General features: G+C 72.1%; 16 protein-coding genes and 1 pseudogene. 9 read left to right on the forward strand and 8 right to left on the reverse strand.

What is annotated here, in order from left to right; genetic code table 11:
- Window positions 1-25: 25 nt before the first annotated feature.
- The 7 genes and pseudogenes from B073_RS0106740 to B073_RS0106770 form a co-directional block, all read right to left on the reverse strand.
- Window positions 26-1669, reverse strand: a complete 1644-nt coding sequence (locus tag B073_RS0106740; RefSeq protein WP_018537322.1) for a cytochrome b — start codon at window positions 1667-1669, stop codon at window positions 26-28.
- Between the two features lie 140 nt (window positions 1670-1809).
- Window positions 1810-2136: a hypothetical protein gene (locus B073_RS0106745; protein WP_018537323.1), complete on the reverse strand. Its 327-nt coding sequence runs from the start codon at window positions 2134-2136 to the stop codon at window positions 1810-1812.
- A gap of 227 nt (window positions 2137-2363) precedes the next feature.
- Window positions 2364-3554, reverse strand: coding sequence for an enolase C-terminal domain-like protein (locus tag B073_RS0106750; RefSeq protein ID WP_018537324.1), 1191 nt, complete (start codon window positions 3552-3554; stop codon window positions 2364-2366).
- Window positions 3555-3567: 13 nt separating this feature from the next.
- Window positions 3568-5361, reverse strand: a complete 1794-nt coding sequence (locus tag B073_RS0106755) for a thiamine pyrophosphate-requiring protein (protein WP_018537325.1) — start codon at window positions 5359-5361, stop codon at window positions 3568-3570.
- 51 nt (window positions 5362-5412) lie between these two features.
- Window positions 5413-8540: pseudogene (locus B073_RS39305) on the reverse strand (FAD-binding and (Fe-S)-binding domain-containing protein).
- A gap of 307 nt (window positions 8541-8847) precedes the next feature.
- On the reverse strand, window positions 8848-9564 hold the full coding sequence (locus tag B073_RS0106765; protein WP_018537326.1) for a UdgX family uracil-DNA binding protein: 717 nt from the start codon (window positions 9562-9564) through the stop codon (window positions 8848-8850).
- Entirely contained in the window at window positions 9561-10127 is a 567-nt protein-coding gene (locus B073_RS0106770; RefSeq protein ID WP_018537327.1) for a hemerythrin domain-containing protein, read from the reverse strand. Before B073_RS0106770 ends, B073_RS0106765 begins: the two co-directional genes overlap by 4 nt.
- A gap of 242 nt (window positions 10128-10369) precedes the next feature.
- Between B073_RS0106770 and B073_RS0106775 the strand changes: the two genes are divergently transcribed.
- The 3 genes from B073_RS0106775 (at window position 10370) to B073_RS0106785 (ending at window position 13159) form a co-directional block, all read left to right on the forward strand.
- Window positions 10370-11041: an HAD family hydrolase gene (locus tag B073_RS0106775; RefSeq protein WP_026247134.1), complete on the forward strand. Its 672-nt coding sequence runs from the start codon at window positions 10370-10372 to the stop codon at window positions 11039-11041.
- Window positions 11042-11302: 261 nt separating this feature from the next.
- Window positions 11303-11476 (forward strand): CsbD family protein, encoded by a 174-nt coding sequence (locus B073_RS43640; protein ID WP_018537329.1) that lies wholly within the window; start codon window positions 11303-11305, stop codon window positions 11474-11476.
- A gap of 162 nt (window positions 11477-11638) precedes the next feature.
- A complete protein-coding gene (locus B073_RS0106785) occupies window positions 11639-13159 on the forward strand; it encodes a condensation domain-containing protein (protein ID WP_267881370.1) in 1521 nt (506 codons plus the stop codon).
- Between the two features lie 31 nt (window positions 13160-13190).
- Here B073_RS0106785 and B073_RS39310 read toward each other — a convergent pair whose 3' ends face one another.
- On the reverse strand, window positions 13191-14225 hold the full coding sequence (locus tag B073_RS39310; RefSeq protein WP_018537331.1) for a helix-turn-helix transcriptional regulator: 1035 nt from the start codon (window positions 14223-14225) through the stop codon (window positions 13191-13193).
- Between the two features lie 132 nt (window positions 14226-14357).
- Between B073_RS39310 and B073_RS0106795 the strand changes: the two genes are divergently transcribed.
- The 6 genes from B073_RS0106795 (at window position 14358) to B073_RS0106815 (ending at window position 20089) form a co-directional block, all read left to right on the forward strand.
- On the forward strand, window positions 14358-15695 hold the full coding sequence (locus B073_RS0106795; protein ID WP_234025007.1) for an MFS transporter: 1338 nt from the start codon (window positions 14358-14360) through the stop codon (window positions 15693-15695).
- A gap of 113 nt (window positions 15696-15808) precedes the next feature.
- Entirely contained in the window at window positions 15809-15961 is a 153-nt protein-coding gene (locus tag B073_RS46255; RefSeq protein WP_158690097.1) for a hypothetical protein, read from the forward strand.
- Between the two features lie 68 nt (window positions 15962-16029).
- Complete coding sequence (locus tag B073_RS0106800; protein WP_018537333.1) at window positions 16030-17043, forward strand: TauD/TfdA family dioxygenase; 1014 nt, start codon at window positions 16030-16032, stop codon at window positions 17041-17043.
- The gene (locus B073_RS0106805) at window positions 17040-18881 is read left to right on the forward strand and encodes a non-ribosomal peptide synthetase (protein ID WP_018537334.1); all 1842 of its coding nucleotides are present in this window, start codon (window positions 17040-17042) and stop codon (window positions 18879-18881) included. The genes B073_RS0106800 and B073_RS0106805 overlap by 4 nt, the downstream gene beginning before the upstream one ends.
- Window positions 18882-18991: 110 nt before the next feature.
- Window positions 18992-19792, forward strand: a complete 801-nt coding sequence (locus B073_RS0106810; protein ID WP_018537335.1) for a thioesterase II family protein — start codon at window positions 18992-18994, stop codon at window positions 19790-19792.
- A 96-nt stretch (window positions 19793-19888) separates the two neighbouring features.
- A complete protein-coding gene (locus B073_RS0106815) occupies window positions 19889-20089 on the forward strand; it encodes an MbtH family protein (RefSeq protein ID WP_018537336.1) in 201 nt (66 codons plus the stop codon).
- Window positions 20090-20091 lie beyond the last annotated feature (2 nt).

Consider the following 20091-nt stretch of genomic DNA (forward strand, 5'->3'; position numbering starts at 1 on the left):
GACGGACCGGCCACGTCCCGGCGCGCTATCCCTCGCCTTTCTCGCCGGCGCTGAGAGCCGGGCCCGCCACCGTTTCCTCGATCCGGCGCTGCTCCTCCAGGGCCATCGGCATCTCGACCCGGTCGCGGAAGTACCACGCGCTGAGCGCGGCGCGCAGCCGGGCCCGCCGCGGCGCCCGGTCGCCGGCGGCCGGCAGTGGCGCGGGCACGTCCCTGGCCAGCATGCGGTAGCGCCGGCCGGCCGCCACCGGCTCATGGGTCTCGCGCAGCCCGCCGTACACGCTCTGCACCACATGACCCGTCTCGCGGCCCTCCGTCAGCAGTTGCCGGTCGCGGTCCTGCAAGGCCAGGCAGATCCTCTTGGTCGCCAGGAACGCGACGACCGGCCCGACGACCAGCGCCACCCGGAAGATCCAGGTCAGGGCCTCCACCGAGACCCGGAAGAGACTGGCGAACACATCGTTGCCACCGGCCGCCAGCAGCACGGCGTAGCCGACGATGGCGGCCACGCCCAGCGCCGTACGGGTGGGGAAGTCGCGGGGCCGGTCGCAGAGATGGTGTTCGGCCAGATCGCCGGTGACCCACCGCTCGAAGAACGGATAGGCGTAGAGCATCAGGAACAGCAGGCCGGGCAGGATGACGGCCGGGATCAGGACGTTCCACATGAAGGTGTGGCCCGCCACGTTGGTCTCCCAGGCGGGCATCAGGCGCAGCGCCCCTTCGAGGAAACCCACGTACCAGTCGGGCTGGGCGTTCGTGGAGTCCTGGTCGCTGTGGTACGGCCCGAAGTCCCAGACCGGGTTGATCTGGGCCAGCCCGCCGAGCAGGGTGAGCACCGCGGAGACCATCAGGAACAGCCCGGTGGACTTGGCGATGAAGTGCGGGAACATCGGCTGCCCGACGGCGTTGCGGTTGGTGTGCCCGGGCGCCGGCCAGTGGGTGTGCTTGAGGTACACCACCAGCAGCAGATGCAGCCCGATCAGCGCGATCAGCAACCCCGGGACGAACAGCACATGCACGGTGTAGAGCCGGGGCAGCAGGATGTGCCCGGGATAGGTGCCGCCCCAGAGGAAATAGCTCAGGTACGTGCCGACGATCGGCAGCGACAGCACGATGGTGTTCGCCGTCCGCAGGCCGGTGCCGGACAGCAGGTCGTCGGGGAGGGAGTAGCCGCCGAACCCCTCCAGCAGGGCCAGCATGAACAGCGTCACGCCGATCACCCAGTTGCCCTCGCGCGGCCTGCGGAACGCGCCGGTGAAGAAGACCCGCAGCATGTGCACCCCGAGCGCGGCGACGAAGACCAGGGCCCCCCAGTGGTGGATCTGGCGGATCAGCAGGCCGCCCCGGACGTCGAAGCTGATGTGCACCGTCGACCTGTAGGCGTCCGACACCGTCAGTCCGCGCAGCGGCCCGTACGAGCCGTGGTAGACGCTCCGGGACATGCTCGGCTCGAAGTACATGGTCAGGTAGCTGCCGGTCAGCACCAGCACCACCAGGCTGTACAGGGCGATCTCGCCCAGGAGGAACGACCAGTGGTCGGGGAACGCCTTGCGCAACAGGGCCCGCGCGGCCTCCGAGACCGGGGCGCGGCCGTCCACCGCGGTGTAGGCGGAAAGGGTGACCTGGCGGGCCTTCCGTTCCGCCCTTTCCGTCGTCCTCCGGAACAGCATGTCCGGCCCTCCTCGGCGATGCGGTCCATGGCACACCGGTGGTGCTCGCTGCATCGCACCCTGCCTGGCCGTTCGCCGGACGCCGGGCATTACGCAGAACGGGGGCAAGGCACGGCCGGACGGAAGACGCCCCCAGGGGATCAGCGGCCGAGGGCCCTGCGCAGTTCGTCCTTGTTCATCGACGAGCGGCCTTCGACGTGGCGCTTCTTCGCCTCCTCGTAGAGCTGGTCCTTGGTCGGTCCCTGGGCGCCGCGGTGCGAGCGTTCGCCGCCGCGCTGCGGGGCGGACTTGGGGTCCTGGAGGGAGACCCGGCTCGCCGTGCGGGACTCGCCGGAGCGGGCCCGCTCCTTGTTCACGGTCCGGGCGGCGATCTCCTTGGCTCGCTCGGTGGACTCGCCCCGCTTCTCTGCGCCCTCCTTGATGTGCTCGTACTGGCGCTCACGCTTCCTGCTGGAACCTGCGGGCACGGGGACCTCCTCGGTCTGTTGGGGGTGTTGTCTGGGGTGGTTGACGACGCGGCTGCCGGGCCGGATGTCGGGGCCGTCGGCCGTGGGGGAGGCCGACTGCCCGGGAGTCGCCCGCCCGTTTCAGTTGAGCTCGGGTGCCCGGGTGGCGCTACCCGGAGTGGTCCGTGGGGCTGGCGGCGTGTACCGGGCCCGGCGGCCGGCCGGCGGGTGCTCACGGTGACTCGGGCTCAGCCCACCCGGTACGGCTCGGCTTCCTCGTCGCGGAGCGACAGGCCGTGCCCCGGGGCGCCGTCGGTGCCCGGCCGGACGGCTCCGCCCGTCGGATCGAGGGTGCCGTGGAAGAGGCGGTTCTCGATGCGGACGTGGTCGTGGAACCACTCCAGGTGCCGCAGGTTCGGGACCGCGGCCGCGGCGTGCGCGTGCAGATGTGGGGCGCAGTGACCGGAGATCTCCATCCCGGACGCCTGGGCCAGCGCGGCGACGCGCAGCCAGACCGTGAGGCCGCCGCAGCGGGTGATGTCGGCCTGGACGCAGTCGACCGCCTCCGCGCCCAGCAGCTGCCGGAAGTACGGCAGGGTGTAGCCGTATTCCCCGGCGGCCACGTCGACGGCGGTCGCCGCGCGGATCTGGGCGAGGCCCGTGAGGTCGTCGGAGGAGACCGGTTCCTCGAACCAGGTCACCTGATGCTCCATCAGGTAGCTGTCGAGCCGGATCGCCTGTTTCCGGGTGTAGCCGCCGTTGGCGTCGACGTACAGCTCGGCCGCCTCGCCGATGCTGTGTCGTGCCTGGGCGATCCGCCGCCGGTCCCGGGACTCCGCCGTTCCCCAGGACTCGGCGATCTTGATCTTGACGCGCGGAATGCCCTGATCGGCCACCCAGCCCCGCAGTTGGTGATCCTGGCGCCGGACGTCGTAGGTGGTGAAGCCGCCGCTGCCGTACACCGGTACCTCAGGGCGGGCGGCGCCGAGCAGCCGGACCAGGGGCAGCTCCAGCAGCCTGGCCTTGAGGTCCCACAGCGCGGTGTCGACGGCGGACAGCGCACCGGCGACCAGGCCGGGGCGGCCGGCGTTGCGCACCGCGCGGTTCATCGCCTCGTTCAGCGCACCGGCGACCAGGCCGGGGCGGCCGGCGTTGCGCACCGCGCGGTTCATCGCCTCGTTGGCCGCCGGGACGTCGAGCGCGCACCGGCCGACGACCACGGCGGACAGCTGGTCGTCGACGACGTGTGCCGTGACCGGTGCGCCGTAGGTGTAGCCCAGCCCGGTGGTGGTGCCGGAGCGGACGTGCACCACCACCAGGGTGGTGGAGTCCCAGGCAAGGGTGCCGTCGGCCTCCGGGGCGTCGGTGGGGACGGTGTAGGCGGCGGTGGTCACCTCGTCCACCAGCGGCCCCGAGGCCCCGGCCGGGGAAGCGGGCATGCCGGATTCCCGGTCAGGAGCCGCGGTGGTGGTGTCCGGGCAGCATCTCCTGCACCTTTGCCTTGAATCCCTGCCGGATCATCGCGGCGCGGTCGCTGTCCCCCTTGAGGACGGAGGCCGCCGCGGCCTCGATCTGGTCGAGACTGGCGTGCGGCGGGATGGGCGGGACGGCGGGATCGGTACGGAAGTCGATCACGAACGGCCGGTCGGCGTGCAGCGCCTGGCGCCAGGCGGACTCCACCCCGCCCGGTTCCTCCACCCGGACGCCGTCCAGGCCGATGGACCGCGCGAAGTCGGCGTAGGGCACGTCGGGCAGTGACTGGGAGGCCAGGAACTGGGGAGCGCCGGACATGGCCCGCATCTCCCACGTCACCTGGTTGAGATCGAGGTTGTTCAGGACCGCGACGATCAGCCTGGGGTCCTCCCACTCCTGCCAGTACTTGGCCACCGTGACGAGCTCCGCCATGCCGTTCATCTGCATCGCGCCGTCCCCGACCAGCGCCAGCGCCGGCCGGCCCGGGTGGGCGAACTTCGCCCCGATCGCATACGGCACCCCCGGGCCCATCGTCGCCAGCGTCCCGGACAGCGAACCGCGCATCCGGCCGCGCATCCGCAGATGGCGGGCGTACCAGTTCGCGGCCGACCCGGAGTCCGCGGTCAGGATGACGTCGTCCGGCAGCAGCGCGTCGAGCGCATGCGCCACGTACTCGGGGTTGATCGGATCCGCCTCGACGGCGGCCCGGCGCTCCATCACCTCCCACCACCGCGCGGTGTCCTTCTCGATCTTCTTACGCCAACTGCCGTGCTTCTTGTGCCTGATCAGCGGCAGCAGGTGCTTGAGGGTCTGGGCGGCGTCCCCGACGAGATTGACCTCGAACGGGTAGCGCATCCCCACCATGTGCGGATCGATGTCGATCTGCACTGCCCTTGCCTGGTCCAGATCCGGCAGGAACTGCGTGTAGGGGAAGTTGGAACCCACCACGAGCAGGGTGTCGCAGTCCCGCATCATCTCGTACGAGGGCCGGGTCCCCAGCAGGCCGATCGCCCCGGTGACATACGGCAGGTCGTCGGGCAGGACGTCCTTGCCCAGCAGTGCCTTGGCGACACCGGCGCCGAGCAGGTCCGCGGCCTCCTCGACCTGGTCGCGGGCGCCGCGCGCGCCCTGGCCGATCAGCATGGCCACCTTGTCGCCCGCGTTGAGGACCTCCGCCGCGCGGGAGAGCTCGCGGTCCGTCGGCACCGGCGCGTAGGAGCACAGGCCCAGACTGGAGGGGACCATCTTGAACGCGTGCGTCGGCGGCGCGTAGTCCAGCTCCTGGACGTCCGCGGGGACGATGACCGCGGTGACCGAACGCCGCCCGTACGCGGTGCGCATGGCGCGGTCGATGGCGTTCGGCAACTGCTCGGGCACCATCACCGTGTCGCAGAAGTCCGAGGCGACGTCCTTGTACAGGCTCTGCAGATCGACCTCCTGCTGGTAGGAGCCGCCCATGGCGCTGCGGTTGGTCTGGCCGACGATCGCCACCACGGGCACATGGTCCAGCTTGGCGTCGTAGAGGCCGTTGAGCAGATGGATCGCGCCGGGCCCGGACGTCGCCGCACAGACCCCGACCCGGCCGGAGAACTTGGCGTACCCGACCGCCTGGAACGCGGCCATCTCCTCGTGCCTGGCCTGGATGAACCGTGGGTTGTCGGCGGCCCGCTCCCAGGCGGCGAGCAGCCCGTTGATGCCGTCGCCGGGGTAGGCGAAGACGTGCTCGACGCCCCAGTCGCGCAGGCGCCGGAGCATGTAGTCGGAGACCTTCATCGACACGGTGCTTCCTCTTTCCTGTGAAGCTTTCCTGTGCAGGGAGAGTGGTCAGGGGCAGCGCATGGCACGGTCCTTTCCTGCCGGACCGCGGACCGCGGAACGTCGATGACGCAGTACGGCGCCGGCGGTGGCGCCGCCCAGGACGCCCAGCGCGGCCACGGCACCGCCGGCCAGCCGGGCATCGCGGGCCGGTACCGCCGGCCGCTCGACGGCACGCTCCGGGTGTTCCGCCGGCAGCGGCCCGTCCAGCCCCAGGGCCAGGGCCTCGGCCAGGTGCATCGCGGTCCGGCCGGTCCCGCCGGCGTCGATCTGGGTGCGGCAGCTGAAGCCGTCGGCCAGCACCAGGTCCGGTGGCGAGGCCCGGCGGACGGCGGGCAGGACACCCAACTCGCCGATATCCATGGACAGTTCGTGATGACCCCGTTCAAAGCCGAAGTTGCCGGCCAGGCCGCAGCATCCGGCGTCGAGCACCCCGGCGTCCAGGGCGGCCCGCCGCATCAGCTCCCGGTCGGCGTCGTCCTTGAGCACCGCGTGCTGATGGCAGTGCGTCTGCACCATTGCCCGCCGGTTCAGCACCGGCGGGCGCCAGCCCTCCGGGGCGTGCCCGACGAGCTGCTCGGCCAGCGTCCGGAACAGCCCGGCCAGTCGCTCGACGTCCAGGTCCTCGGGGAACAGCTCCGGCGCGTCGGACCGGAACACCGCCGCACAGGACGGCTCCAGCCCGATGACCGGCGTACCGGCCGCGATCCAGGGCCGCAGCACATCCACCGTCCGTTGCAATACACGGGCGGCGGTGGCGAGTTGGCCCGTCGAGATCCAGGTCAGTGCGCAGCACACGGGGCGGGCGGGGACCGCCACCCGGAACCCGGCGTCCTCCAGCAGCCGCACCGCCGCCCGTGCGATGCCCGGGTGGAAGTGGTTGGTGAACGTGTCGGGCCAGAGCAGCACCGCCCGTTCGTCCCCGGGGTCCGGCGGAGTGCCGTCCCTGGCCGACCACCACTGCGTGAACGACTCCTCGGCGAACGGAGGCGCGTCGCGCTCGGTGGCCACCCCCGCCAGCCGCTTGCCCAACCGCCCCCACACCGGTGCGTGCAGAAGGGCGTTGACCGGGCGGGGGGCCGCCTGGGCCAGGCTCGCCCAGAGCGGCAGCCAGCCCATCGAGTAGTGGGCCGCGGGCCGGAGCCGGCCGGCGTAGTGGTGCGCCAGGAACTCCGCCTTGTACGTCGCCATGTCGACACCGGTGGGGCAGTCGGACTTGCAGCCCTTGCACGCCAGGCACAGATCGAGCGCGTCACGGACCTCGGGGGACCGCCAGCCGCCGGTGACCGTCGCGTCGGCGTGACCGTCGAGCATCTCGACAGCAGCCTGGCACGGCCCCGCGTCGAGTGCTCCTCCTCCTTCGTGGCGCGATAGGACGGGCACATCACCCCGCCGGTGTGGGAGCGGCAGTTGCCGATGCCGACACAGCGCAGCACGGCCCGCCGGAACGAGTGGTCGTCCTGCGGGAACCCGAAGTGCGTCGGGCCGGCGAACGGGCGCCAGCGCGAGCCGAGCCGGAGGTGCTCGTCGGCCCGGTGCGGCGCGACGACCTTGCCCGGGTTCATCCGGTTGTCCGGATCGAACAGCGCCTTCAACTCACCGAACGCCGCGATGATTTCACCGCTGAACATCTTCGGCAGCAGCTCGCCGCGCGCCTGCCCGTCCCCGTGCTCACCGGAGAGCGAACCGCCGTACGAGACGACCAGGTCGGCCGCCCGGGACAGAAACCTGCGGAACTCCGCAACCCCCTCCGCCTGCTTGAGGGCGAACGGGATACGGGTGTGCACACACCCCTGACCGAAGTGCCCGTACAGGGACGGGTGATCGTAGTCGAACTCCGCGAACAGCTCCTTCAGATCCCGCAGATAGTCGCCCAGTCGGTCCGGCGGCACCGCGGAGTCCTCCCAGCCCTCCCAGGTCTCCCGGTCGTCCGGCGGCCGGGCGGTGACGCCCAGCCCCGCCTCCCGCGCCCTGAGCATCTCCTGTTCGCGCTCCGGATCGTCCGAGAACGCCACCGACGCGTCGTCCTCCCGCCGTCCCAACGCCCGCAGCAGCTCCTGCCCCTGCGCGTCGACCTCCTCGAGGCTTTCCCCGCTGAACTGCACCAGCAGCCAGCTGTCGCCGTCCGGCAGGCGCTCCAGCGAATCGAGGTAGGCGTGCTCCTCCCGCATCAGTTGCGCCATCCGGCCGTCCAGCGCCTCCAACTGGGTCGGGCGGCAGTGCTCCAGCAGGCGGGGCACGTCGTCCGCGGCCGCACAGATGTCCTCGTAACCGAGCGCGACGATGGCATCGCACGGCGGCACCGGCACCAGGTCCAGCTCGGCGTGGAGAATGGTCACCAGCGTTCCCTCGCTGCCCACCAGGGCCTTGGCGAGATCGAAGTGGTTCTCCGGCAGCAGGGAATCCAGGTTGTAGCCGGACACCCGGCGGGGGATACGGGGATAGCCGCGCCGCACCTCGGCCAGGTGCCGGTCGACGAGCCGTCGCAGCCCCTGGTAGATCTCCGCGCGACGGCCACCGCCCTCGACGACCCGGGCATAGTCGTCGTCCGACGTCGGCCCGACCCACATCCGGGTCCCGTCGTAGGTGAGGACGTCCAGCCGCCGCACGTTGTCCACGGTCTTCCCGTACGCCTGCGCGGAGGCGCCGCACGCGTTGTTGCCGATCATCCCGCCCAGCGCACAGTGACTGTGGGTGGCCGGCTTCGGCCCGAAATTCAGCCGCGTGCCGGCGAGTTGACGGTTGAGATCGTCCAGGACGATACCGGGCTCGACCACACAGCGCCGCCGCTCCGCATCGAGCGACACCAGGCGGTCGCAGTACTTCGTCCAGTCGAAGACGACAGCGGTGTTGGTGCACTGCCCCGCCAGGCTCGTCCCACCACCACGGGAGAGCACCGGCGCACCGAACTCCGCGCAGACACCGACGGCCGCCGCACCGGCCTCGACACTGCGGGGCACCACCACACCGATCGGCACCTGACGGTAGTTCGACCCGTCGGTGCTGTACGCCCCGCGACTTCCCGCGTCGAAGCGCACCTCGGCGTCCACCCGTTCACGCAGCGCCCGGGACAGCGCGGCCGTCCGGGCGCCGTCGAACCCCGCGGGGGAGGAGTAGGGGGCGCCGTTCCGTGCCATGTGGTGTCCTTCCCGTATGCGGTGAGGAAACCCGGAGCCGGGTCCAGGACCCGTGCGGCGTCGTGCGCCGTTACACGTCACCCGTCCGTCGCGTCGGCGGCCCGGGGCTCGGCGGCCCCGCAGCCCGGGCCGTGCCGGGAGTGCCTGTGCCACCCGGGTACCCGAGCGGAAACCGATGACACCTCTTCCTCGGTGCGCGTCGTCGGCCCGTCACCACGGCGGGCAGCCGTCGGCCGCCACTTTCCACCATGGCCTCCCCGGCGGCATCCGGCCACCGAACAACGTGTCGGCAGGCATCCCGCGCCTGTCAGGAATCCCGTTCCAGCGCCCCGACCGCCACCCGCAGATCCGACACCAGCCCCGCATACGGCGCCTCGCGGTCCTCGGCACGCAGAATCGCCGCCGGGTGGAGCGTGGCGACCACATATGCCTGTCCGTCGGCACCCGTGCCTGGCGCGGCCTTGCCTCCGGAGGCGCTCTCCTGAGTGAGCGGGATCAGGACGCCCCGGTCCTTCGTCACCCGGAACGACGGCCCCAGCAGCGCCCTGCCCGCGGTCGACCCGAGGGCCACCACCACCTCGGGGGCGACCAGCCGCAGTTCGGCGGCCAGCCAGGGGCGGCAGGCGGTCATCTCCCGCAGACTGGGAGGCTTGTGGATGCGGCGCTTGCCCCGCGTCGCCGCGGAGAACTTGAAGTGCTTGACGGCGTTGGTGAAGTACGCCTGGTCCTCGTCCAGGCCCGCCTCCCGCAACGCCTTGTGCAGCAGGCCGCCGGCCGGCCCGACGAAGGGCTTCCCCTGCCGGTCCTCCTGGTCGCCCGGCTGCTCACCGACGAGCATGATGCGTGCCGAGGTGCTGCCCGCGCCGAAGACGGTCTGCGAGGCGTTCCGGAACAGCGGACAGCCCTGGCAGTCCGCCGCGGCACGGCGATGGGCCGGCAGCCCTCCGCGCCGGGGCAGATACGGGGTGGCGTCGTACCGCAGCCCCTCCTCGGGCTCCGCCGAGGTGTCCTCCGTGCCGCTCATGGGTTTCCCTGGCCGCGTCCGGTGAGGAAGTCCCGGACCCGGTCCACCAGGCCCAGTCCCGGGGCGAGCAGCTTGTTGGCCGGCGGGGTGCTCGGTGCCGAGGGGTGGGGCCGGGTGGGCGCGCTCTTCTTCGCCTCCCGGACCTTCCTCCCCAGACTTTCCAGGATGAAGGAGTGGACACCCTCCCGGAGCTGCGGGAACAGCCTGTGCTCCTCGTCCCGCACATGCGCGGTCACCTCGGTCCGCAGCTTCACCATGAGACGACTGAAGTCCAGGTCCTGGGGGTCGCGGCCCTCCAGCTCCTTCAGGAGCCGTTCGACGCGCTCATGGTCGGCGATCTCCCGGTCGGCCAGGGCGTCACCGCCCTCCAGGTGCTCGCGCACCGCCGGATACAGGTGCTCCTCCTCCGCCACCGCGTGCCGCACCAACTCGATCGTGATCTCGTCCGCGAGGCGTTTGCGGTCGTCGCTGCCGGGTGGCGTGTCCTCGAACCGCGAGAAGAGCGCTTCGACCTCCCTGTGGTCGGAAGTCAGCTCGGCGATGACATCTCCGTCGTGTCCCATCCGCCTCCGCCTCCGTGTGCCGGTGGGCGCCCGGCCGACCCGGCGCGCCCGCCCCACGCGTTCCCGAACGCCGGCGGCCCTAACGCCTCGGCAGGCAGATAGCCACGACCGGACGAACGCCCCTTCGGGCCCAGGCAGGCAGCACCGCCGGACGTCGGGCACCGCTTGCCGCCGGCCGAGGCCAGGGGGACAGTGACGTGAGGGGCCGGCCACATGAGGGCAACTGGTGGGGTGGAGGAGGCATGACGGCAGGTGGGCCTCGGGCCGCTGTGTTCGACGTGGACGGAACCCTGGTCGACAGCACCTATCTGCACGCGGTGACCTGGTGGGAGGCGTTCCGCCAGGCAGGCCACCGGGTGCAGATGGCCGCGATCCACCGGTCCGTCGGCATGGGCGCCGACCACCTGATCGACCACCTGCTGGGCCCCGACCGCAACGAGCCCGACCAGGACGAGGCGATCAGCACGGCACACACCGCGCTGTACGCCCAGTACTGGACGCGACTGGCCCCCTTGAACGGCGCCGCCGACCTGCTGCGGGCCTGCGCGGCACGCGGTTGGCGGGTCGTGCTCGCCAGTTCGGCGACCGGCCCGGAACTGGACGCGATGCGCAAGGCGTTGGACGCCGAGGACGCCATCACCACCGTGACCAGCGCCGACGACGTCCGGTCGAGCAAGCCGTCCCCCGACCTCGTGCAGCAGGCCCTGGAGCAGAGCGGCGCCGCTCCGCAGGACGCGGTGTTCGTCGGGGACACGGTCTGGGACATGCGGGCCGGCGGCCGGGCCCACGTGCCCTGCATCGGGGTGCTGAGCGGTGGTTTCTGCCGTTCCGAGCTGCTGGACGCCGGAGCGCAGGAGGTCTACGCCGACGCGGGAGAGCTGCGGGCACACCTCGACACATCGCCGTTGAGGTAACGCCGTTGGCTGCCTCAGCGAACGGGCTCTGGCCTTGCGCGCCGTTCCAGGGGTGGTAGTGGTCCGAGATCCACAGCGCGCCGCACACGGGCACCGACTCCGGGCCGTCCTCGGCTCGTGGCACACAGTGATCGACGGTGCCGTTCCACGCGCTGGGCATGACGCCAGGCAAATGAGACAATTCACCTGTACCTCTCCCGGAGGATTCCAGGGAGACGGCCGAACGGCAAGGGATCGACCGAGCCCGCAAGGAGCGCAGCCATGGGCATCGGCAAGAAGGCCAAGAGCGTCAGCAGGGCGGTCGCGGGACAGACCAAGGAAACCACCGGGAAGGCCACCGGCGACAAGGGCCTGGAACTCAAGGGCAAGGCCGAAAAGGCCAGGGCCCGGGCACGCCAGGCACTGGAGAAGGGCAAGGACACCTTCAAGCATTGACGGCCGCCCTCGTCCGCCCCGGACCCGCTGACCGTCAGCACCGCACACCACCCAGCACCCGGCCCTGTTCGGATGCCGGATGGGTTTGACCCACGGTCACCGAGATCGCCGGCGAGCGGGATGCTGCCGCCGTCGGCGTCGGCGGTGACCACGACGTCATCCATGCCCGGAGTACGCAGACGGCCTTCGACGCGCGCCCGTCGGGCCTCAGGTCCAGACCGGCGCTCCCCCGGGCCGGCAGCGGCCGGCCGACCGACACCGCTCTCCCCCCTCGGGTCCACGACAGGCGGGAACACCACCCCCGCTGCGCTCTGTGCGCGGACCGTGACGCATGGCAGGGTCGGTGGACGACGGTCCCGAGGCGTCTGGAGCGGAAACGTGCGAGTCCCTTTGACAGCAGGCCAATTGGAGATCTGGATCTCCCAGATCCTGGAGCCGGTGGGCACGGCCTACAACGTCGGCGACTACTACGAGATCACCGGCGTGCTCGACGCGGCCCTGCTGCAACAGGCGGCGCGCACCGCCGTGGACGAGGCCGGATCGCTGGGCGCACGGTTCGTCACGGCGGCCGATGGGACGCCGATGCAGGAACTGGGGCCCGCCCAGTGGGACTTCGAGGTGCTGGACCTGAGCGAGGCCGCCGATCCGGAGGCCCGGGCGGTGGCGTGGATGCGGGACGACCTCGCCCGGCCGGTCGACCTGACCACCGGCCCGCTGCTCGGCGCCGCCCTGCTCAAGGTGTCGGCCGACCGCCACCTGTGGTACCGCCGCGTCCACCACATCGTCGCGGACGGCCACGGCCTGGCCGCGCTCGCCCGCAGGACGGCGGACCTCTACAACGCCCTGCACGACGGGACGCCCCCGGAGCCGCACCCCTTCGAGCCCGTCACCGTCGCCGTCGAGCACGACCGGGCCTACGCGGCCGGGCGGACGTACCGTGCCGACCGGGAGTTCTGGGCGGCGGAGGCGGCGGCCTGGCCGGCCACCGGGCGGCTGTGCGCGGAGGCGCCGCCGGCCTCCGCGGCCCTCCAGGGCCGTCACCACCTGCCGACGTCCGCGGTGACCGCGGTCCAGGAACAGAGCGAGCGACTGGCGGTGCCCTCCGCGCACTTCCTGATCGCGGCCACCGCCCTGTACCTGCGGCAGGCCACCGGGGCCGACGAGGTGACCTTCGGCTGCTCGGTGGGCGGACGCGCCACCCGCGCGCTGCGCGGGGTCGTCGCGCCGCTGGCGAACATCCTGCCGCTGCGGATGGCCGTGGAGCGGCGTGCCTGTGTGCGGGACGCCGTCGCGCACGCGGACGGCCGGATCCGGCAGGCGATGCGCCACCACCGGTTCCGTTACGAGGAGTTCCGGCGGGCGCTGGCCGCCGCCGCGGGGCCGGCGGAGCCGCCTGGGGTGGGGCCGCTGGTGAACGTCGTGAACTTCGACCGCGACCTGCGCCTGGGCGCGGCCCGGGGCTCGGTGCGCACCCTGAACACCGGCCCCGTCCCGGACCTCAGCCTGTTCTTCGACGTACGGTCGCCGCGCGAGGGAACGACCGTGAGCGTGGAGGCCAATCCCGCCACGTACTCGGCGCAGGAGACCGACCGGCACGCCGAGGGCCTCGGCCGCCTCGTGCGGGAACTGGCCGCGGCCGATCCCGGGGCACCGCTGCCCGCACCGGCCCGGCAGCCGGGATGAGGCGCCGACCGGGCCCGACGGCGGGCCCCCGTCACTCCGCCCCGGAGGGGAGCGGGGCACCGAGCGCCAGGGGCTCGGCGCCGGCCGGCAGTTCTTCCCCGGGGCGGCCGCGGGACTGGCCGATGAGGAAGCCGGCCTGGAAGCGGCTCTTGGCGCCGAGCGCCTTCATCACCTCCGCGACATGACGTTGGCAGCTGCGGACCGACATGCCCAGTCGCCGGGCGATGGACTTGTCCTCCAGTCCTTCGGCGAGCATCGCGACGATCGTCTCCTGGATCTCGCCGGAGATCCGCACGGCCGACATCGCGTCGAAGCTGAGCGGGAACGGCGAGGCGCCGCGCCAGGCCCAGTCGAAGAAGACCCGCATGCTGTGGATCAACCGCGGTTCGCGGATCAGCAGGGCCGCCTGCGGGCCGTCCGGCACACCGAGCAGCGCCGCGTGCCGGTCGAACACCAACATGCGGCACAGGCTCTCCGACTGGGTGCGCACTTCCGCTCCCAGGCTCGTCATGCGCTGCACATGGTCGATGGTCGGCTGGTGGTAGCGGGCCGGATGCTGGTACAGCGTGCGCATCGCGACGCCGCGCGCGAGCATCCCGCGGTCCCGTTCCCACGCCGTCCGCAACGCCTCGGGGGAACGCGCGCCGCCCGGCTGCGCGGTGAGGACCTCCGCACGGCAGTTCAGGCTCAACTCCTCGATGAGTTCCTGCACCAGGCGCAGGTCGTCGATCATCTCCACGTGTGCCACGTCGGTGTTGCGTGCCTGGCCCGACTCGTAGGCGGGCACCAGCGTCTCGAACATCCACCGGAACCGCTCGATCTCGTCCTGCTGACTGCGGACCTCGCGCTCCATCGGACGCAGCAGCCGGTTGGCGGCGATCCGCGGCGGCACGATGGCCAGGCGCCCGGGGGCGCCCTCGGCGTGGGACAGCAGCCGCAGGCCCGCGAGTTCCTTGACGGCCCGCTCCGCCTCGTCGGCGTCGAGACCGAGGGCGGCGAGGTCCTCGATGTCGAACGCGGTGCGGTCCGCCGCGAATTCAAAGACTTCTAAGGCTCTCTGACTCATCTTGATTTCACCGACCGAGCGTGAGGTATTCATGTCCCACCCCTGCTGTATCAGAGTCTTCCCCTGGGCGGAGGGCAGCCTAGACATGCCCGATCAACAACCGGTCAACGGCGAGCAGACGGGAATGTCCGGATGCCGGTGAGGGAGCGCGACGACCCGGAAGAGGAAGTGGCGCACCGGAGCCGGAAAGACGCCGGGCGGCGCATAGCGGAGCGGCCCCCCGGCGGTGGACTGCTGCGCCGTAACAGGGACTTCAGGAAATTGTGGTACGGCGAGAGCGCGGGGAAATTCGGAGCGGCGGTCACCAGTGTGGTGCTGCCGCTGATCGCCGTCTCCGTGCTGCACGCCACCACCTTCGAGGTGAGCCTGCTCAACGCCGCGACCTGGGTGCCCTGGCTGGCCATCGGCCTGCCGGCGGGGGTGTGGGTGGACCGGCTGCCGCGCAGAACGGTGCTGCTCGTCAGTGACGCGGTCTCCTGTGTGCTGTTCGTGAGCGTGCCGCTGGCGCACTGGGCCGGCGCCCTCGACATGGGCCGGCTGCTGCTGGTCGCGCTGCTCGCCGGCACCGCCGCGGTCTTCTTCCAGACCGCGTACACCGCCTACCTGCCCAGCATCCTCGGCCCCGGGGACCAGGCCGAGGGCAACGCCAAACTGCACGGCAGCGCCTCCGCCGCGCAGATCGCCGGAACCGGCGCCGGCGGGCTGATCGCCCAGGTCGCCGGCGCCGTCGACGGCATGCTGACGAACGCCGCGACCTTCCTGCTCTCCTTCGCGTGCGTGGCCCGGATCCGGCACCGGGAGCCGCCGGCGCCCCGCGTCGCACGGGCCCGGGGCGCGCTGTTCCGGGAGGTCGGCGAGGGCGTACGGCTGGTGGCGCGCGATCCCTATCTGCGCAGCCTCACCCTCTTCGGCGCCGTCTCCAACCTCTTCCTGGCCGGGTACCAGTCGCTGCTGGTGGTGTTCCTGGTCCGCGACGTCGGGCTGACCGACAGCGGGGTGGGGGTGCTGGTGGCGATCGGCGGCGCGGGCGGGGTGGTCGGCGCGCTCGTCGTGCGCCGTGGCGTGACCCGCTTCGGGACCGCCCGGGCGCTGCTGCTGTTCGAACTCGCGGTGCCCGCGCTCGCCCCGCTGATGGCCCTCACCTCCCGGGGCGCCGGGCTGGTCCTCTTCGTCATCGGCTACGCCGCGGTCTCGGTCGGGGTGGTGGCCGGCAACGTCATCAAGGCGGGATTCCAGCAGGGCTACTGCCGGGCCGAGGTGCTCGGCCGGGTCTCCGCGTGCTCGTCGTTCCTCAACTACGGGACGCTGCCGCTGGGTTCGCTGCTCGCCGGGGCATTGGGCACCTGGTTGGGCGTGCGCCCGACGCTGTGGCTGATGATCGCGGGCATCCCGCTGAGCGCGCTGATCCTGCTCTGCTCGCCCCTCCGGAACCGCCGTGACCTGCCGACGCGGGCGGACGCGGGCCACTGAGGCGTACACCGCCCCGCCGCCCCCTATGTCCGGATGTGCGCCCTCTCGTCTATGCGACAGACGTGAATACCAGCCCTCGGTCACCCTGGTGAACGCCCAATTCCGGTGACAGCGTGAACTCCGTCGGCCCGTCGAATCCGGTGACCGAATCCCGTGCGCCGACCGGCCCCTTCGAGGAAGCAGGAGAAAACCCCATGCCTTTACGTCAATTCCCTTCGGCCGGACACGGCGAACCGATCGACGAGCGCGACACCGGCTGGGGATGACACACCGGAGCACGTAATCGACGTAGGAGGAAATCCGTGAGAACCCACACGACAGGACGCGCATCACGATGAGCGATTCCCTTTTCTGGACCATCGAGACCGGAAAGCCGGCCACCACACAGGTCCCGCACTTCGCGGACGCCACCCAGGCGTGCGCCTGGCTCTCCTCGGTCCGCGCCGAGCTGCGTGCGGCGCTGCTCCGGCACGGCGCGCTGTACCTCCGCGGCCTGCCCGTCCACGACGTCGACGATTTCGCCGAGGTGCGGGACGTCCTCGTCCCGCAGCGCACGCCCTACCGCGAGAAGGCCACCCCGCGCAGCAGCTATGGCAACGACGTCTACTCCTCCACTGACCTGCCGCCCAACCAGCCGATCCGCATGCATAACGAGAACAGCTACACCCTGACCTTCCCCGGTCTGCTGCTGTTCGGCTGCCTGACGGCCCCCGAGGAGGGCGGCGCCACACCCGTCGCCGACTGCCGCGAGGTGCTCCGCCGCCTCCCCGCCCACCTGGTCGAGCGGATGCGCACCGCGGGCTGGCTGCTGATCCGCAACTACTCGGAGCACATCTCCCTGGACTGGCGCACCGCCTTCGCCACCGAGCACCGCGCGGACGTCGAGAAGTACTGCGAGGACCACCTCGTCTCCTGCGAGTGGGACGACTCCGGCGCCCTGCGCACCCGGCAACTGCGGCCCGGCATCATCCGGCACCCCGAGACCGGCGAGGGCGTCTGGTTCAACCACCTGGCGTTCTGGAACTCCTGGTCGCTGGACGAGGAGATCCGGGAGGCGCTGCAGGACGAATTCGGCCCCGGCGGGCTGCCGTTCGAGACCGCCCTCGGCGACGGCGAGCCCCTGACCCGCGCGGATGTCGACGCGATCAACGCCGCCTACGAGGGTGCGACGCTGCGCCGCGACTGGGAGCCCGGCGACGTCCTGCTCGTCGACAACGTCCTGTCCACCCACGGCCGCGACCCCTTCCGCGGCGACCGGCGCATCGTCGTCGCCATGGGCGAACCGGTCCTCCTCGACGAGTGCCGCCCCACCGTGGCCCCCGCCGCCCGAGAGGAGCAGCCCGCGTGACCGGCGTACCGGAAGGCCCGCAGGGCCTCGACGCGGCCCTCGCCCCCGCCCCGGGCCGGCCCGTCGACCTCATGACTCGCCTCCAGCAGGCCGTGGCGAGCGGCCCGGACCGGATCGCCGTCCGCGACCGCACCCAGGCACTCACCTTCGGCCAACTCGATGCACTGACAGCCCAGGTGGCGGCCGAGCTGACCGGAGCGGGCGTGCGGCCCGGCGACCGGGTGGCGGTCAGCCTGCCCCGCGGCACGGCCCTAGTCGTCGCCCTGCTGGCCGTCTGGCGGGCCGGCGCCGCGTATGTGCCGATCGACCCCGCGTACCCGAGCGAGCGGCGGCACACGATGGTGCGTGACGCGGATGTCCGGGTGGTGGTGACCGCGGCTGCCACGGGCGAGTGGCCGCCCGGCGTGCACGGCATCACCGTCGACCCGACGGCCGCGGCGCCGGACCGGCGTCCCACACCGCCCGTCCCGGTCGCCGCGCACGCCCCCGCCTACGTCATCTACACCTCCGGCTCCACGGGCACCCCCAAGGGCGTCCAGACCACCCGCGGCGGGGTGGCCGCCCTCGTGGCGGCGCTGGAGGCGGCGGGCATGTACGCCCCGGAGCCCCGCGTCGTGGCCTGGAACGCCAGTGTCTCCTTCGACGCATCGGTCCAGCAGTGGGCGCGGGTGTGCCGCGGCGACACCCTCGTCGTGCTGGACGAGGACGAGCGCACCGAACCTGCCCGGCTGACCGCGGCCCTGGACGCGCACGGCGTACAGGACCTCGACCTGACCCCCTCGCACTGGCACCTGCTCCGCGACGAACTGCTGGCACGCGCCGCGGAAGGACGGTCGCTGCGGCTGTTCATGGGCGGCGAGCCGGTTCCGGAGAACACCTGGCGGGAGCTGGCGGCCGAACGCGCCGCCGGGCGGCTCGACGCACTGAACCTGTACGGCCCCACCGAGTGCACCGTGGACACCACCGCCGCCTGGATCGACGGCGACGCCCCGCACATCGGCCCCGCACTGCCCGGCGTCCGGGCGCACGTGCTGGACGCCGGCCTGCGCCCGGTGGCCGACGGCACGGAGGGGGAGCTCCACCTCGCCGGCCCCCAGGTGGCCCTCGGCTACCTGAACCGGCCCGCGCTGACCGCGACCCGCTTCGTCGCCGACCCCTTCGCCGCCGACGGCTCCCGGATGTACCGCACTGGCGACAAGGTGCGCCGCCGCCCGGACGGGGCCCTGGAGTACCTGGGCCGCATCGACCGCCAGATCAAGATCCGCGGCTACCGCGTCGAACTGGGCGAGATCGAGGCCGCGCTCACCCGCCACCCGGGCGTCGCCGCGGCCGCGGTCGCCCTGCACCACAGCCCGGCCTCCGGCGAACAGCTCGCCGCCTACTTCGTGACACCGGCGGACACGGCCGACGAACCCCCGACCGCCGAGGCCCTCCGCGAACAACTCGCCACCGTGCTCCCGCAGTTCATGCTCCCGACCGCGTACACCCGGCTCGACGCCCTGCCGCTGACCGTCAACGGCAAAGTGGACCTCGCCGCCCTGCCCGCCCCCGAGGAGCACGCCACCGCGACCCCGGAGACGGCCGGGGACCGGGGCGACGCCCCCGAGGGCGAGGTCGAGACGCTGATCGCGGCCGTGTGGTCCGAGGTGCTCGGCCGCGCACACGTCCGCGCCGACGACGACTTCTTCGCCATGGGCGGCCACTCGCTGATCGCGCTGCGCGTCGTGGCCCGGCTCAAGAAGCAGTTCGGGATCGCCATGTCGACCCGCGAGGTGTACCGCCACCCGCGGCTGCGGGACCTCGCCCGGCACGTCGAGACGCTGCGCGCCGCAGCCTGAGCCACCCAGCCACCCCATCCCGGCGGGGCACGGGCCGGGCCGGCCACTGCCCCGCCACGGGCCGGCACCGCCCGCCCCCGTCCGCACCACAGGAAGAGGAACGAGCCACCATGCCCGGACACACCCAGGGAAGACAGGACACCACCGTCATCCGGATCAAGGAGCCGACCGAGCAGACCGCGCACACACTCATCTGCCTGGGCTTCTGCGGCGGCGGCACCGGGTCGTACCACGCCTGGGGCGACTGCCTCCCCGAGGACACGGCCCTCTCGGCCATCTGCTACCCCGGCCGCGAGGGCCGGTTCCTGGAACCCTGCGCCACGGACTGGGACGAACTGGCGGCCGACACCACCGCGGCCGTCCTCTCCGCCGTCGAGGGGCCGTACCTCCTCTTCGGCCACAGCATGGGCGGCTGGATGGCGTTCGACGTGGCCGCCCGCATCGAACGCGAGGCCGGACCCCGGCCCGAGAAGCTCGTCGTCTCCTCCTGCAACGCGCCCGACCGCGGCCTGACCCCCCGCGACATGTTCCCCGCCCGCCAGGACACGGACGACTCGCTGCTGGACTGGATGCGCACCAACGGCCTGATGCCGCCGCACGTCCTGGAGGACCCCGACCTCCAGGAGATGGCCGTGGAGCTCATGCGGGCCGACATCCAGGTCCGTGACACCTTCCACTACACGCCGGGGACCCGGGTGAGCATCCCGGTGCAGATGCTCTCCGCCACCGACGACGCCGTCATCGAACCGGACGCCGGAGACCAGTGGCGCCGCGTCGCGCTCGGCCCCTACCGCCACGACGTCCTGCCCGGCGGACACTTCTACACCCCCGAGATCTGGCGCCGACTGCCGCTCCACATCCCCGCGCTGACCACGACGGCGGCCATCGTGCCGTCCGCCGCCGGCGCCTGAAGGGCCCCGCCGCGCACGACGGGCCACGCCCCACACCCACCCCCATCCGGACCTTCCTCCGCCCTGTTCTGTTCCGCCAGAAAGGACACCCACGCGGTGACGAACCCCTTCGAAGACGCCGACGGGACCTACCTCGTCCTCGTCAACGACCTCCACCAGCACTCCCTGTGGCCGGCCCGACTGGCACCTCCCGCGGGCTGGACCGTGGCACACGGCGCAACCGGCTACCAGGCATGCCTGGACTACGTCGACACGCACTGGACCGACCTGACACCGAAGCCGGCCCTCGGCCACTGAAC

The sequence above is a fragment of the Streptomyces sp. MspMP-M5 genome (assembly GCF_000373585.1).
Classification (GTDB): domain Bacteria; phylum Actinomycetota; class Actinomycetes; order Streptomycetales; family Streptomycetaceae; genus Streptomyces.

Bases quoted from the DNA above. Each gene is read 5' to 3' on its own strand.
- B073_RS0106785 (WP_267881370.1), top strand. From the start codon at position 11,639: ATGCCCGGAGTACGCAGACGGCCTTCGACGCGCGCCCGTCGGGCCTCA.
- B073_RS0106795 (WP_234025007.1), top strand. From the start codon at position 14,358: ATGCCGGTGAGGGAGCGCGACGACCCGGAAGAGGAAGTGGCGCACCGG.
- B073_RS43640 (WP_018537329.1), top strand. From the start codon at position 11,303: ATGGGCATCGGCAAGAAGGCCAAGAGCGTCAGCAGGGCGGTCGCGGGA.
- B073_RS0106775 (WP_026247134.1), top strand. From the start codon at position 10,370: ATGACGGCAGGTGGGCCTCGGGCCGCTGTGTTCGACGTGGACGGAACC.
- B073_RS0106755 (WP_018537325.1), bottom strand. From the start codon at position 5,361: ATGAAGGTCTCCGACTACATGCTCCGGCGCCTGCGCGACTGGGGCGTC.
- B073_RS0106765 (WP_018537326.1), bottom strand. From the start codon at position 9,564: ATGAGCGGCACGGAGGACACCTCGGCGGAGCCCGAGGAGGGGCTGCGG.
- B073_RS39310 (WP_018537331.1), bottom strand. From the start codon at position 14,225: ATGAGTCAGAGAGCCTTAGAAGTCTTTGAATTCGCGGCGGACCGCACC.
- B073_RS0106770 (WP_018537327.1), bottom strand. From the start codon at position 10,127: ATGGGACACGACGGAGATGTCATCGCCGAGCTGACTTCCGACCACAGG.
- B073_RS0106750 (WP_018537324.1), bottom strand. From the start codon at position 3,554: ATGCCCGCTTCCCCGGCCGGGGCCTCGGGGCCGCTGGTGGACGAGGTG.
- B073_RS0106800 (WP_018537333.1), top strand. From the start codon at position 16,030: ATGAGCGATTCCCTTTTCTGGACCATCGAGACCGGAAAGCCGGCCACC.
- B073_RS0106810 (WP_018537335.1), top strand. From the start codon at position 18,992: ATGCCCGGACACACCCAGGGAAGACAGGACACCACCGTCATCCGGATC.
- B073_RS0106740 (WP_018537322.1), bottom strand. From the start codon at position 1,669: ATGCTGTTCCGGAGGACGACGGAAAGGGCGGAACGGAAGGCCCGCCAG.